Raw genomic sequence first — 14,644 nt, forward strand, 5'->3', positions numbered from 1 at the left:
GCGGGAGTAAAATTTATGAATAGCACATCTCACTGTTTTAAATTTCAGGGGTGTCGCACTTCGTACTTGAATCCAAGTCACATAACAAATTGTTCAAGAGGGATTCGCAACGCGTGGCATTTTTACTATGCGTTGGTGTTAGTGATTAGGGTGGTATGCGGCAACTTCGGTATTGCGTTGCTCACCCCTTAACAAGGCGTTAGTTGCACAGGGAGGTATCGTGGAAGAATTATCAGGCGGAAGAGAGTCTGCAATATATCGAGATGGTGAAGTCGTCTATCGACCTCTTAAGTCATGGAGTTCTACAATTCATCTTATTTTGAAGCATCTTGAGCGAGCAAAGGTAGATGAAATCCCAAAGTTTCTAGGTGTTAAGCAAAACCAAGAAATCTTAAGTTTTGTCGCAGGTAAGACCTACAATTATCCGCTAGTTGGCGCAATCGCAACAAACGATGCACTCATGTCAGCGGGTAAATTATTACGTAAAATACATGACTCAACGGTTTCAATCTTGGAGCAAATTGATGTTAATGCACACCGATGGATGTTAGAGCCGAGAGAACCATTCGAGGTTATCTGTCATGGTGACTTTACCCCATACAATGTTGCTCTATTCGAAAATACAGTTGTTGGTGTGTTTGACTTCGACACGGCGCACCCAGCACCAAGAATATGGGATTTAGCATATTCGGTTTATTGTTGGTCTCCTTTCAAAACTGACAGCAATGATAAGCTAGGCACAATCTCAGAGCAGGTGGCTAGAGCCAAGTTGTTCTGTGATAGTTACGGTGCAACTTATTTAGAAAGAGAGCAATTAGCTGATGCTATGGTTCAGCGATTGCAGGCTTTAGTATCCTTCATGCGTAGTGAAGCCGAAAATGGCAATGAATCCTTTGCTGAAAATATAGAGCAAGGTCATCTTCAAGCCTATTTAGATGACATAGAATATGTCACTGAAAATAAACAAAAAATTCAGTGCGCATTGTGCAACTAACAAAGCGTTTAAGGCAGATTCGCAACGCGTGGCATTTTTGGTTTTAATCAGCTTTCGTGTCTACGGGGGCAAGGTTTAGGTTCAGTGGTAGTGTTGCTCACTACTTAACGCGGCGTTAGTTTTCACTATAGTTCGGAGGTAAAATTGAAAGCATATTTAGATCACAACATCTTAGATTTGATGACTAAGGGAGATCCGCATAATGTGAAAAAATTGCTTTCTGAGCATTGTATTACTCCAGTGTTTTCTTATGAGTCATTAAATGAGATATACAAATCTAAAGGCTACGAAGATTCATTTCTTGCTGTACTAAGTGATATCGGCGCTAAGTATCTAGTACCAGTAACCAAAAATAATCGTGTTACAGGAGAAGCTGAACTTCAGCAAGTTGATGTTTTTAAGCTTTATGAGCACTACTTGCTTAACCGCGAACAGCAGCCTGAATATGGATATGGCTTAACAGCCATGCTTCAAAAGTTCTATGGTGGGAGAAAAGACGAGTCATACAGTCATATTTTTGAAAAAGGAACCGATGAGTTAGCAGAGTTGCTTCAATCATCGTTGGAAGAACTCAAGCAAAACCCATTAATAACAACCGAGCAACTGCAATTAGTCGAGAGTTTGCCTGAGGTACTCAAAGCACAATATTCGACAATCAGTGAACAAATGGACAATGCTGGTGTTGCTGCAGTGAGAGACTTTGAAAGTCATTTTGGTGTAGGTCCCAAAACGCTAAACAACATTAAGGGTCCGAACGTAATAAACCAAATCTGGCAGTTACTGCAAAGTGAATTTGAAAAACACAGCCTTGAATCGGAATCATTGGAGGATTTTTTTGGTCTAAAATTCCGAAAATATGAGGCTAACTTTGGTAGCGAGAAATCAACAGTAGAAAAAGTAAATGCCATATATCATCAACTGAATTTCATTGGGTTTCATCGAGACTCCAAGATGCAAAAAACTGCTAGGTTTAATGCTTCATTTAGTGACATGACCCATGCAGGGTTAGCTTCATTTTGCGAGTTATTCTTTTGTCGGGATAATGGTTTAGTTTACAAAGCGTCGGCTGCTTATGAATTTTTAGGGATAAATACAAAAATCGTCCATTTCACTGAAAACTAACAAACAATTTAAGAGTGATTCAGCACGCTTGGCATTTTTGGTTTGGGTTTAGTTTAGTGTTTACGGCGTCCAATTTGAGTGTTGTGGTAGCGTGCTTCACACCTTAATTGGGCGTTATGCTCTAGGAGGGAATTTTGCTCAATTTACTGAAGAAAGTGGTGCTAATCAATCTTGTTGCAGCATTGATTGTTATTTTCTTAGCTCAGTTTGTCCCCTTCTTTGCTACTACTCAGCCAGTCGACTTTCTGTTCTTCGTTGTTATCGTGAACTGGGTTTTAGCAAAGCTTATGTGGGAAGGTGGCGTATATAGTAAAACAGCGCATATGGATGATTCTAGAACAGATAAAGTTTACAAAATGGTAGAAGGTCATGATTTCGAAGAAGACCAACGAGAGCAGCATAGAATGAACTTCCAGGCAGGTTTGGTTTTCTTTATTGCAGGGCTTCCAGCGTTTGTCACTTGCTTAATTCTCCAATTTCTTTGAGTACGAGCATAACAAATTGTTCAAGAGTGATTCGGCACGCGTGGCATTTTTACCATGCGTTAGGTTTGGTGATTAAGGTGGTATGCGGAAGCTTAGGTATTGCGTGCCTCACACCTTAACAAGGCGTTAAGCTTCAATGAGAAACTATGGATTACGAAGAACTAAAAAAGCAAGGAATCGAGAGTTTTCTTGCTGACGAAGAACATAATAAAGCCGATAGAATTGAACGTTTTGTTGAGTTAAATGAATTGTTTGGACCACAAGGTGATAAGTTGTTAACCGGTGGTATGCAATCACAACTTGCGTTGCATGAAGTAGCTAATAGCTATGTCAATGGAAACTACATGGCTGTTGTGCTCCTTGCTCAAGCGTTTATCGAGCACTCTCTATCTGGCGAATTCATAATGCGAGGTCAAAATACGATTGCAGAATCGTCATTTAAAAAGATTATCGATAACTCATTGCGCGAGAGCATTATAAGTGAAGAACTTTACGTTTCACTGGAAGTACTAAGGAAAATTAGAAACCCGTATGTGCATGCTAAAGCTGGCATCAAATCAGGCTCCCTTATAAAAAAGATGATCGATGGGCGCTTTGAGTCAGCTGAGCTTTTGGCCAAGTCTGATGCACTAGAATCACTGTCTATCCTTAAAGCCTTTATGGAACAAAAAGTAGTTATGTGGTTCTCTGAAGATGAAGCTTAACAAAGCGTTTAAGGCAGATTCGCAACGCTCGGCATTTTTTGTTCAAGTCGATTTTTGGTGTTTACGGTGCAATGGTCTAGGTTAGGTGGTAGCGTTGCTCACTACTTAACGCAGCGTTATGTACTTTAAGGAAAATTGTAACCAACTCTAAAGGATCGAGAGTGATAGATCATTTTGAAATTAAGGTAGTTGCATTCGAAGAATGTCGTGTGTTTTACAAGAATGTGCTAGAGCCATTGGGTATTGAACTCAAGTGGTCAGATGAAAATGCTGCTGGCTTTGGGCTTTCGAGCGAGCCAAATGTAAGGTTTCTAATTGAAAAAGGCGTCAGTAATTCTAAGTGCCATATTGCTTTTTCTGCATCAAACAAATTACAAGTTTCTGCGTTTCATCAAGCGGGGTTATCTTTAGGTGGTAAATGCAACGGTAAGCCTGGTTTACGAAAAAACTATGCTCCAAACTACTACGCTGCGTTTTTGATTGACCCTGAGGGCAACAATGTGGAGTCAGTGGTGTACCTTTAGCACGTACATAACAAATTGTTCAAGAGTGATTCGGCACGCGTGGCATTTTTACTATGCGTTGGTTTTAGTGGTTAAGGTGGTATGCGGAAGCTTCGGTATTGCGCGCCTCACACCTTAACAAGGCGTTATGTGAATAGGAGGTTCCAGTGAACAAGGTAGTCAAAGAACGCTTCGATGAATATCCGGAAAATGCTCGTATTAGGCTAGAGGAACTACGAAATCTAGTCTTTCAAATCGCATCTGATTTGGAGCTGGGTGAAGTCGATGAAACTCTAAAGTGGGGTGAACCTAGCTATAGTGTAAAAACAGGCAGCCCGCTAAGAATGGACTGGAAGCTGAAATCTCCTAACAATTATTACCTGTTCTTTAATTGCCAAACTAAGTTAGTCGATACATTTCGAGAATTGTATGGTGAAGAACTGGTGTTTCAGGGAAACAGAGCAATAGTTCTGTCCTTATCGAAAGCGTTACCAGAAACAGCAATCAAGTCCTGTTTAGAGTTAGCTTTAACCTATCAGCAGCGTAAACATTTACCTCTTTTGGGCGCGTGAAAAATTCACATAACAAAGCGTTCAAGAGGGATTCCCAACGCTCGGCATTTTGGGTTTGATTCAGCTTGAGTGATTACGGCACAATGGTTTAGGTTGGGTGGTCTGCGTTGCTCACCCCTTAACGCGGCGTTAGCAGCCAAAACAAGTAACAATGAGATCTATCATTTTCAGTATAAGTAAAACTGATACGCAAATATTCTGATTTTTTTTAAAAAACTCGCTCCAAAAAATTATAGTTAGATTTTACTAGGAGTATTTGAAATGCAAAACAAACCGTGTCCAGTATTAATTGGATTGACATTTGATGAGGAAAGCCAAGAAGCGCTAAATGCTATAAACGAAATGAATGCCAAGATTGATGATGGTTGGGTTGCTATAGCTTTGGGACATTTGGCTGTGATTTTTGGTGGCTTAACCGTAAAAGCTCCAGCGTCTGCCGGACCTATAGAGAAAACATTGGGATTTCAACTAGTGTCTAACGATGTCGCCACCACTTCTTGGAGTATATATCAAACGAACTGGGAGTACTTTTTTAGATCTTTTGGGGCATTAGAACGCCATGCTAAAAACCAAATCAGTACAATTGCAGGTTTACAAATGATACGAGGTAAGATTAGTCATAAAGAACGCCAGTTTTGGAAAGCTGTGCATTACGGATGTAAGGTGTCTGAATGAAAAAAATTATAATCCTAGTACTTTTTCTTCTATTACCTCGTTTAGCATCTGCTACCGATGAGCTTATGCTCAATGCGGTAAACAAATCATTAATCGAGTATGAAAGTAAGAATAGTCAATGTATTGCATCATCAAAAATGCAATCTGTAAGTGATGACTTAATCCAAAAGGTTAAGCAAGTTGAGACGGATCTATCGATAAGTATTGGGTACTTATATAAAAACTCTTTGTATCAGTGTTCACTTCATGAGTTAGGTACTTTGATGAAGTTATTCTTATTGGTTGAAAATTCTGAAAAAGAAGAATATCCATTAACAAAGTTAAGAGTAAATGAGATCAAAAAGTTACTTTTTACTAAAGTCGATTTACGCTTTGAATTAAAGTTTCAAAATTTACCCAATGAAAAACAATTAACTCTAACGGAATTAGGTAAAAACCTTGCTCCATTTGACTTGCTAGATATGTATGAACGTGCGCAAGACTGAATAGTCTGCTAACAAAGCATTTAAGAGGGACTTTAAATGTAGGTGTAAATATATGATTGTTAAGATATTTTCACTAACTAGATTCCGAGGGGGTAACAATTGGGGTGACAGCAGAATAAAGTGCGTAAATGTGATTCATGTCACGCAGTTCGTCTATTTTATTCATTGTGACATACTGCTCGATTGTGTTTAGTTGAATATCAACTAACAACCTATTGATGTAAACTCTATTGCCATAAGTAAAAATAGTTACGGGCGTAAAAATGGTAACCCTTCTCAGTTGGCTTGGCAGGACAGATCTTGATCAAATGAAGCAGGATAAGCCTGCTTCAATTGCAACGATCGCTCTTAGCGGAAAAACTCTAGATAGCATTATTATCCTTGCCAGTACATGGGAAGATGAATGGCACGACTATCAAGAGTGGTTGGAGAGAAAGCTAGCTTATGCAGGGCGCTCCAAGACCTCAGTGACTATCCAACGCGTTCGATTGGCATCACCAATAGACTATTCATCTATAACCCGGGTGATGCAAAAACAACTGAGTGAAGCTTCCTCTAACTCTGAACAAGTTTATCTTAACCTCACTTCTGGAACGCCAGCAATGGCTGTTGTTTCTGTCTTGCTCGGTAAGAGCATTGGGAAATGCCAGTTACTTCAAACATCACCCAAAGGTGAGTTAATTGAAGTTGATATACCTGTCGATTTCGCAACTGAATACACCAAAGCGTCTACCGTAGCCATACAGTCACTTACTTCAGACAGTCCTAAATTAAACCCCGCTTTTGAAGCTATAACAGCAAAATCGAAAATCATGCAGCGTCTAGTGAAAAAAGCTCACAGACTCGCATTATCTGATTTACCTGCACTTGTGCTTGGTGAAAGTGGATCAGGCAAAGAAGTCATGGCAACAGCAATTCATAATGCAAGTCCTCGCTTTGAAAAGCCATTCAGGGCGGTTAACTGCGGTGCTTTACCAGAGAACTTGGTTGACTCAATTCTCTTTGGTCACGTCAAAGGGGCGTTTACTGGAGCGGATAAAGATCATTCAGGGCTATTTGAACAGGCAAATGGCGGCACCTTATTCCTTGATGAAGTGGGCGAGCTGCCACTCAATGTCCAAGTTAAATTACTTAGAGTGTTGCAACAAAAAGAAATTACGAGAGTCGGTGACGTTAAATCTAAGGTTGTTGATGTTCGCATTATTGCGGCCACGCACCAAGATTTGTTTCAGATGACATCGCAAGGAGCCTTTCGTGAAGACTTGTTCTACCGACTCGCCGTCGGAGTTATTGAAATGCCACCGCTTAGAGCAAGAGCAGGAGACATTCCAGAGCTCATCTCAACACTAATGAGCGATATCAATCAACAGGCTGAAAAACACCCTCTGTTCGAAAGTAAGAAAATTTCCGAGGATGCAATAAAATTTGCACAGTCCTACCCATGGCCTGGAAATATAAGGGAGCTTTGGAATACATTAAATAGAGCGGTTTTATGGTCTGAATCGAATACTATTTCATCTCAAGATCTCCAAGCTTCGGTATTAAGTGCTGGTACGAACCAATCTGGAGCGAGCGCATTTTCGGTTCCCGGAGATATACAGCAATACATTGATAATATTAAGAAAGATGCGGTTAACTCAGCTTTGGAGTATTGTCGTGGAAATAAATCTAAAGCGGCAGAAGCGCTAGGGCTTAATAGTCATCAAACGTTAAGCGGTTGGATGACAAAATTAGGTATTGAAGAATAGCAAGTAGGCTAAAACAGGGTTGGCATACCCATTGCTCATTGAGGTCAGGAGTACAATAAGAGTGAAAACGTCAGTGAACTTTGAACATCTAAGAAAAGACTGGCCAGAACTGGCTGAATTGGGCGCGTTTGCTGAAGCTTATGCAGTGACTGATCCTCAAAGCTCGATGGTTAAGCTCCGTTGCTATGTCGAAAAAATCGTTGGCTATCTTTACCGAGAGCTACGTTTACCTGTTTTACCGAATGCGTCGGTTCACGACAAGCTGACGAGTGCTTCGTTTACCGCCATTGTTCATAAAGATATTCTCGATAAGTTTCATGCCGTGCGCAAAGGCGGAAACAAAGCCGCCCATGACGGATATGTCAATCAGCATGACGCGCTCTGGTTACTCAAAGAATCCTATCTGATCGGTTGTTGGCTTTTCATTGCCTATGGAGATGGCTCACAAGAAGAATGCCCTCTCTATACACAACCCGATAATGCACCTTTAGAAGGTGAGTCTAAAGCTGAATTCAAACGTAAAAACAAACAGCTACAGCAAAAACTCGCCCAGAACAGTGAGCAGCTTACGCAGGCGTTAAAAGAACTTGAAGAGGCTAAAGCAGCTCAGTTGTTGGCCCAGCAGGCTGCCAGTAAGCTCAAGTTGGAAGTTGACCAAACTAAAGCTGACAAGCTAAAGCGCAATACCCTCAAGTTGAAAAACAGCTTTGACTTTAACGAAGCGGAAACTCGTAAACGTCTAATCGATTCGGAGCTGAGAAGTGAAGGCTGGGACGTTGCACTCGCAGAGGTGAGTACCGAACAAGTATCAAAAGAGTACGAAGTGGATGGTCAGCCGACCCAATCAGGCAAAGGTCGTTGTGATTACGTACTTTGGGATGACAACGGCAAACCACTGGCAGTTATTGAAGCTAAGAAAACCCGAGTGGATGCGAGAGCAGGGCAGGAGCAGGCCAAAATTTACGCCGATGCGTTAGAAAAACAGACCGGCCAACGTCCAGTAATTTTCTATACCAATGGCTACGACATCTGGCTATGGGATGATGCTCAGGGCTACGTACCACGCAAACTGTTTGGTTACTACTCTAAAGACAGCCTGCAATACCTTATCCAGCAGCGTGCGCTGAAGAAAGATCTCAACAGCACACCGATTGATACAGAAGTCGCAGGTCGACTCTATCAAATGGAGTCGATCACTCGTGTGTGTGAACGATTTAGCGACAAACACCGCAAAGCTCTGATAGTACAAGCAACAGGTACGGGTAAGACTCGTGTTTCTATTGCGCTGACCAAGCGTTTACTTGACGCTGGTTGGGCAAAGCGAGTGCTGTTCTTATGTGACCGTAAAGAGCTACGCAAACAAGCGGCAAACGCATTTAATGAATTCACCAAAGAGCCGCTATTCGTTAAAGGAAAAAGTAAAAAAGATCTCGCGAGTAAAGCGCGTATCGTGATCGCGACTTATCCAGGTATGATGCAAACCTTCGAAGAGTTCGATGTTGGTCACTTCGACCTTATTATCGCCGACGAATCGCACCGTTCCATCTACAACAAGTATGGCGAGCTGTTTAAGTATTTTGATGCGCTGCAAGTGGGTTTGACGGCAACGCCAGTTGAGATGATCTCCCGTTCAACCAGCCAGTTGTTTGGTTGTGACTACAAAATGCCAACAGCGAACTATCCGCTAGAGCAAGCGATAGAAGAGGGTAACCTTGTTCCTTTCAAAGTCGTTTCCCATACCACCAAGTTCTTACGTGATGGCATTAAAGGCAATGAGCTAACTGATGAGCAGATAGCAGAGCTTGAGGATCAAGGTATCGACCCGAATGATCTCGATTTTGATTCAAAGCTGGTCGATAAAGCGATCTTTAATAAAGATACCAACCGCCAGATCATCCGTAACCTGATGGAGCGCGGTCTTAAAGATGCCGATAACCAATTACCGGGTAAATCGATCATCTTTGCCCGCAGCATAAAACACGCAGAACTCATCGCGGACTTGTTTGGAGAAATGTACCCCGATCTTGGCGGTAACTTTTGCCGAGTCATCCACTCCAAATACGAACGTGCGGATGAATTGATCGACAATTTCAAAAGTGCTGAAGGCAACAAAGAAGAGATCACCATTGCGGTTTCTGTAGACATGCTCGATACAGGGATTGATGTACCAGAATGTATCAACCTCGTGTTTGCTAAACCAATCAAATCGAAAGTGAAGTTTTGGCAAATGGTCGGTCGTGGCACCCGTTTGTGTGAAAACCTATACGGTCCCGGTTTAGATAAAAAGCATTTCTTAATTTTTGACCACTGGAACAACTTTGAATACTTCAAAATGAACCCAGAAGAAGACGAAGGTGCAAAAGGTAAGTCTCTCGCGCAAAAGGTATTTGAAGCGCGGCTAAATTTGGCTGATGAGGCGCTCAAACGAGCAGAAATGGATATCTTCGATTCGGTGATCCCGCAGATTAAAGCCGATATTGATTCGCTTAACGACAAAACCATCGAGGTGCGTGAAAGCTGGCAAATCAAAGCGCAGTTAAGTGATGAGAAAACTCTGCATCAAATGGCACCAGACACCAAAGAGTTACTGCGATCCACTATGGCACCTTTAATGCAATGGAAGCCGATTACTGGCGAGAGTGAAGCTTTGCGTCTTGATCTCCAATTCTTAGAGTTAGAGCTCATCAAACTCAAGCAGCCTTCCAAGGTAGATATTGCTGCGATGCCTATTATGGAAAAGGTCACCACACTTTCTATGCACCTTAACGAAGTGCGCAGCAAGGCCAATTCTATCAAGCAGGTGCAGCAGCCAAACTTTTGGAACGATGCTGACCATAATGTTTTAGAAACATGCCGAAGCGAGCTTCGAACGGTTATTCATTTGCGTGATAAAGGCGCGACACCGCCACCTAAGCCAACACCAGTATTGGACGTAAAAGAAGAAGCCGCTGAATATCGCACTGAAGAAGTGAAAACCGATATTGTGACGGTGGACTACCAGATCTATAAGCAGGAAGTCGAAAAAACGCTTTCACCCCTGTTTGAATCTAACGAAGTGTTGCAGAAAATACGTGCGGGGCAATCGGTAACAGAAGCGGATTTAGATACGCTCAATGCGCTTGTACATACCCAAAACCCAAGTGTCGATCTGGAAATCTTGAAAGAGTTCTTCCCCGAATCGACAGCAGGGCTCGATCAAATCTTACGTACCATCGTTGGAATGGACGCTAAAGCTATTGAGAAAGAGTTCACGGCCTTTGTGCAGCAAGTACATACGCACCTTAACTCAAGACAACAACGATTTATCGGCATGCTAAAAAATCACCTTTGCCGATATGGCAGTGTCGATATTGAGCAGTTGTACGACGCACCATTCAATCAAATCGATGATGCCGGTTTAGATGGAGTGTTCCCAATCCAAGCGCAAGCGGACGTGGTGGAACAGTTCGTGCGCCGCTTTAGCGTGCATTTGGGTGAGAAACAATCAAGTGTCGAGAAAGTGGTGAATTAACCCTTTGGCTCTCGCACTCAGCTAAGTACACTACAACCAATTAGAAATATCGCTGGCTCGCTGTATTTTACGCGAGCAGCTAGCGTGGAATTAAAGAGAATATAAAATGATCACATCAGGCGCATTAAAGAGCCAAATTGACAAACTATGGGAAGAGTTTTGGACGGGCGGGATCACCAACCCGTTAACCGTAGTTGAGCAAATTACCTATTTAATGTATGCCCGTATGCTAGATATGAATGAGCGTAACGATGAAAAGCGCAGTGCTCGTACAGGCAAACCTTTTAATCGTCGTTTTCCTGTCAGTGAAGATAAAGAGAAGGACAAGCAGCACATCCGTTGGGAGAACTTCCGTCACCTTGGTGCAGAGCAGTTGTACCCATTGGTAAAAGATGAGTTGTTTCCATTCTTCAAAGAGCTCACCAGTGACGACACCCTTTTTGCTGAGTTTATGAAAGATGCGCAGCTAATGATCCAAAAGCAATCGCTATTGGTTAAAGCGGTTGAGTTGGTGAGCGAACTGCCACTAGAAAACAAAGACGTAAAAGGTGACTTGTACGAATACCTGCTGTCAAAACTAACCACCGCAGGTATCAACGGTCAGTTCCGTACGCCGCGCCACATTATTCGCGCTATGATTGAAATGCTGGATGTGGAAGAAACTCACCGAGTGTGCGACCCTGCTTGTGGTACGGGTGGTTTCTTATCATCGACCTACGAATACCTGCTAGAAAAGTATTCATCACCTGAAGGCTTAGAGAAAGAGCAAGCGTTTGACACTGAAGGTAAGCCTGTTTTAGATGTGCATGGCAACCCTGTGTTTAATCACTTATATGCAGGAGACTTGCTAGAAAACCGTGCTCATATCGATTACGACATGTTCCACGGCTTTGATTTTGACTCTACCATGCTACGTGTTGCGGCAATGAACTTGGTGATGCACGGTGTAAAACAGCCAGACATTCACTACCAAGATACTCTAAGCCAAAGTTTTATTGAGCGTTTTCCTGATGAAGCGAAAAACGGGTTTGATATCATCCTCGCCAACCCACCGTTTAAGGGCAGCTTAGATGAAGAAGATGTTGACCCCGCGATTCTAAAAGTCGTCAAAACCAAAAAGACCGAGCTGCTGTTTGTTGCATTGATTCAACGTATGCTGAAAGTGGGTGGCCGCAGTGCTACCATCGTGCCTGATGGCGTGTTATTTGGTAGCTCCAAAGCGCACCAAACCCTGCGCAAACACCTAGTGGAAGATAACCAGCTAGAGGCGGTGATCTCACTACCAAGCGGTGTATTTAAGCCTTATGCGGGCGTTTCTACGGCGATTCTGATTTTCACCAAAGGTGGCAGCACCAATAACGTTTGGTTCTACGATGTTCAGGCCGATGGTAAATCGCTCGATGATAAACGTACTCCAATTAAAGACAACGACCTGCCGGATTTGGTTAAGCAGTACAAAGCTTACCAAGCGGCGGTAGCCGAAGGTCAGTCTACTGAACAATGGTCAGACAAAACTCAAAAGGCCTTCTTGGTTGCGAAAGATGACATCAAAGCGAACAAATACGACTTGTCGATCAACCGCTATAAAGAAGTGGTGTACGAGCAAGAAAGCTACGAAGAACCAAAAGTGATTCTAAGTAAACTTAAAGCGTTAGAAAATGAGATTTTGGCTGACTTAAATGATCTGGAGTCGATGTTATGAGTTGGCCTTTAGTTAAACTGACTGAGGTAGCGGAAGTAAACCCTCGGTGTCCTAAAGATATTGATGAAGACCAGATTGTTTCATTTGTTGCGATGGCATCGGCTTCTGAAGAGGGGTTACTTTTGGGGGAAGAGCCCAAAGTTCTTAAAAATACCAAAAAGGGCTTCACCTATTTCGAACGTGGTGATGTACTTTTAGCTAAGATCACGCCTTGTTTTGAAAATGGTAAGAGTCTAAGACCTTACCAAATTAAAAACCAAGTAGGTTTTGGGTCTACAGAGTTTCATGTAGTGCGAGCCGATTTAGAGAAGTTGGATCCTACATACTTGTTCTACTTACTCTGGAACGATGCTTTCAGGTTTTTAGGAACAAATGCCATGGCTGGTGCTGCTGGTCAAAAGCGCGTTGGAACTCCATTTTTAAAACAACTAGAAATCCCACTACCACCACTAGACGAACAAAAACGCATCGCTGCCATTTTGGATAAGGCCGATGCTATTCGCCAGAAACGCAAACAAGCCATTGAACTTGCCGACGAGTTTTTACGCAGCGTGTTCTTGGATATGTTTGGTGATGTTAGCGGTGTAGGTGAATCTACCGTTGAAAAGTTAGCTGAAGATCGAAAAGGGAGCATGCGTACAGGTCCTTTTGGTAGCCAATTATTACATAGTGAATTCACTGAGTCTGGTGTGTCGGTTTTAGGTATCGATAACGCAGTAAAGAATCGTTTTGAATGGGGGAAAGAACGTTTTATCTCTCAAGATAAGTATTCAGAACTTAGTCGGTATACTGTATTACCAGGCGATGTCCTTATTACAATTATGGGGACTTGTGGTAGGTGTGCGGTGGTTCCAGAGGATATCCCAGTGGCTATAAACACCAAACATTTATGTTGCATCACTCTAGATAAAAGCAAATGCTTGCCTGAGTTTTTACATTCGTACTTTTTATACCATCCTATAGCAAGGCGCTATTTAGAAAAAAATACAAAAGGCGCCATCATGGCAGGGTTAAATATGGGAATCGTAAAGGCTATGCCAGTGCCTGTATTTCCACTAGCTATGCAAAACAAGTACGTAGAAATTGCTAAAAAGATAGAAAGTTCGAGATATAACCGTGAGGAATTTGAGACGTTAGGTAATAGAAGTTTCGACTCAATTTCCCAGAAAGCCTTCTCAGGCCAACTATAAATTTCAGAGGTGTCTTCGGATGCCTCTTTTTTGATCAAAGGTTAGGTTTGTATGCAGCTCCAACTCAGCGCTACCAATGCGCTAAACAAATGGCTCAAAGCCGATTTTAAGCGTATGCCAGTAGAAGCGGGTAAACAAGCCGGGGTTAATAAACTCAACTCGGATGCCGCTACCATGAGCTGGCAGGTGCACCTGATTGAAAACCGTTATAGGTCAGTAGAGAAAACCCTGATCGTTTGTGAAGCCAGCAGTCGCTTCACCTATTTTATTCCGCTTAATCGAATGATTTTCACGCCCGACGAACTCGCTGAACGGTTAAAAATAGAATGGCAGTTTGCCTTTGTTGAAGCCTTGGAAGCGAGCGGTTTATTCAGCCATTACGACATCGCCACACTGCTATCCAAGCTCAATGACATTGAGTTCACACCTTACTGGATAAAAAACACCGACCTGAGTGTTAACGGCCATATAGCCGACGCTGCCCAATGGGTCACGCAAACCTTAGAGGATAGAAATCTCGATCGCTTAAGCCAGCCGCTGGCATTTGAGATTTCTAACTATATCAACTCTCAAACCAAAAGCATCAAAGTGAACAACAAGAAGCAGCGCTTCATCCCAATCGAGCGATTGCTTGAATACGTCCAGCAAATCACGGAAACAACCCCACCTTCTGTTGACATGAGTAATGTTGTTCCCTTTAGGCGCTAGCGATGTCTTCACACACTCCATTTTACTCTCTCAATGTAATATCAGTTACCATTAGTAATCTTTCTTGCGGCTTTTCTCGGTAACCTTGTACTAATTTCAATAAATACAACGGGATAAGTTTTGGCATGTAACTTGTCTTAGTTTTCTACTCAAAAGCTATCTATCGATAACGCACACATTTGAAGTTGTTGATTGTTATGTGACAAGTGACATACAAATGTGTGATTTGGAACGTTAGAGAGCGT

Annotated in this window: 13 protein-coding genes; all 13 read left to right on the plus strand. The window is 42.4% G+C overall.

What is annotated here, in order from left to right; translation table 11 throughout:
* The first annotated feature begins 220 nt into the window (after nucleotides 1-220).
* The 13 genes from R7O12_RS15910 to R7O12_RS15970 all read left to right on the plus strand — a co-directional run bounded on the left by R7O12_RS15910 (nucleotide 221) and on the right by R7O12_RS15970 (nucleotide 14,399).
* A complete protein-coding gene (locus tag R7O12_RS15910) occupies nucleotides 221-994 on the plus strand; it encodes a phosphotransferase (protein ID WP_213880770.1) in 774 nt (257 codons plus the stop codon).
* A gap of 144 nt (nucleotides 995-1,138) precedes the next feature.
* A complete protein-coding gene (locus R7O12_RS15915) occupies nucleotides 1,139-2,116 on the plus strand; it encodes a hypothetical protein (protein ID WP_318106105.1) in 978 nt (325 codons plus the stop codon).
* Between the two features lie 134 nt (nucleotides 2,117-2,250).
* Nucleotides 2,251-2,601 (plus strand): hypothetical protein, encoded by a 351-nt coding sequence (locus R7O12_RS15920; protein ID WP_318106108.1) that lies wholly within the window; start codon nucleotides 2,251-2,253, stop codon nucleotides 2,599-2,601.
* A 146-nt stretch (nucleotides 2,602-2,747) separates the two neighbouring features.
* Nucleotides 2,748-3,305 (plus strand): hypothetical protein, encoded by a 558-nt coding sequence (locus R7O12_RS15925; RefSeq protein WP_025768997.1) that lies wholly within the window; start codon nucleotides 2,748-2,750, stop codon nucleotides 3,303-3,305.
* A 161-nt stretch (nucleotides 3,306-3,466) separates the two neighbouring features.
* Nucleotides 3,467-3,829: a VOC family protein gene (locus R7O12_RS15930; RefSeq protein ID WP_193838022.1), complete on the plus strand. Its 363-nt coding sequence runs from the start codon at nucleotides 3,467-3,469 to the stop codon at nucleotides 3,827-3,829.
* 146 nt (nucleotides 3,830-3,975) lie between these two features.
* Nucleotides 3,976-4,380 (plus strand): DUF1801 domain-containing protein, encoded by a 405-nt coding sequence (locus tag R7O12_RS15935; RefSeq protein WP_023623385.1) that lies wholly within the window; start codon nucleotides 3,976-3,978, stop codon nucleotides 4,378-4,380.
* Between the two features lie 261 nt (nucleotides 4,381-4,641).
* On the plus strand, nucleotides 4,642-5,055 hold the full coding sequence (locus tag R7O12_RS15940; protein WP_050549549.1) for a hypothetical protein: 414 nt from the start codon (nucleotides 4,642-4,644) through the stop codon (nucleotides 5,053-5,055).
* Nucleotides 5,052-5,540 (plus strand): hypothetical protein, encoded by a 489-nt coding sequence (locus tag R7O12_RS15945; protein WP_104975429.1) that lies wholly within the window; start codon nucleotides 5,052-5,054, stop codon nucleotides 5,538-5,540. The genes R7O12_RS15940 and R7O12_RS15945 overlap by 4 nt, the downstream gene beginning before the upstream one ends.
* A gap of 263 nt (nucleotides 5,541-5,803) precedes the next feature.
* Nucleotides 5,804-7,288, plus strand: coding sequence for a sigma-54 interaction domain-containing protein (locus tag R7O12_RS15950; protein WP_318126106.1), 1,485 nt, complete (start codon nucleotides 5,804-5,806; stop codon nucleotides 7,286-7,288).
* Between the two features lie 61 nt (nucleotides 7,289-7,349).
* Entirely contained in the window at nucleotides 7,350-10,799 is a 3,450-nt protein-coding gene (locus R7O12_RS15955; protein WP_318126109.1) for a DEAD/DEAH box helicase family protein, read from the plus strand.
* A 106-nt stretch (nucleotides 10,800-10,905) separates the two neighbouring features.
* Complete coding sequence (locus R7O12_RS15960) at nucleotides 10,906-12,501, plus strand: class I SAM-dependent DNA methyltransferase (protein ID WP_318126111.1); 1,596 nt, start codon at nucleotides 10,906-10,908, stop codon at nucleotides 12,499-12,501.
* Nucleotides 12,498-13,691: a restriction endonuclease subunit S gene (locus tag R7O12_RS15965; RefSeq protein ID WP_318126112.1), complete on the plus strand. Its 1,194-nt coding sequence runs from the start codon at nucleotides 12,498-12,500 to the stop codon at nucleotides 13,689-13,691. The genes R7O12_RS15960 and R7O12_RS15965 overlap by 4 nt, the downstream gene beginning before the upstream one ends.
* Before the next feature lie 51 nt (nucleotides 13,692-13,742).
* The gene (locus R7O12_RS15970) at nucleotides 13,743-14,399 is read left to right on the plus strand and encodes an amino acid adenylation (RefSeq protein ID WP_318126114.1); all 657 of its coding nucleotides are present in this window, start codon (nucleotides 13,743-13,745) and stop codon (nucleotides 14,397-14,399) included.
* The last annotated feature ends 245 nt before the right edge of the window (nucleotides 14,400-14,644 follow it).

Source organism: Vibrio sp. Vb1574 (assembly GCF_033338675.1).

Coding starts and splice junctions, on each gene's coding strand:
- R7O12_RS15940 (WP_050549549.1), top strand. CDS start 4,642: ATGCAAAACAAACCGTGTCCAGTATTAATTGGATTGACATTTGATGAG.
- R7O12_RS15970 (WP_318126114.1), top strand. CDS start 13,743: ATGCAGCTCCAACTCAGCGCTACCAATGCGCTAAACAAATGGCTCAAA.
- R7O12_RS15960 (WP_318126111.1), top strand. CDS start 10,906: ATGATCACATCAGGCGCATTAAAGAGCCAAATTGACAAACTATGGGAA.
- R7O12_RS15950 (WP_318126106.1), top strand. CDS start 5,804: ATGGTAACCCTTCTCAGTTGGCTTGGCAGGACAGATCTTGATCAAATG.
- R7O12_RS15945 (WP_104975429.1), top strand. CDS start 5,052: ATGAAAAAAATTATAATCCTAGTACTTTTTCTTCTATTACCTCGTTTA.
- R7O12_RS15965 (WP_318126112.1), top strand. CDS start 12,498: ATGAGTTGGCCTTTAGTTAAACTGACTGAGGTAGCGGAAGTAAACCCT.
- R7O12_RS15925 (WP_025768997.1), top strand. CDS start 2,748: ATGGATTACGAAGAACTAAAAAAGCAAGGAATCGAGAGTTTTCTTGCT.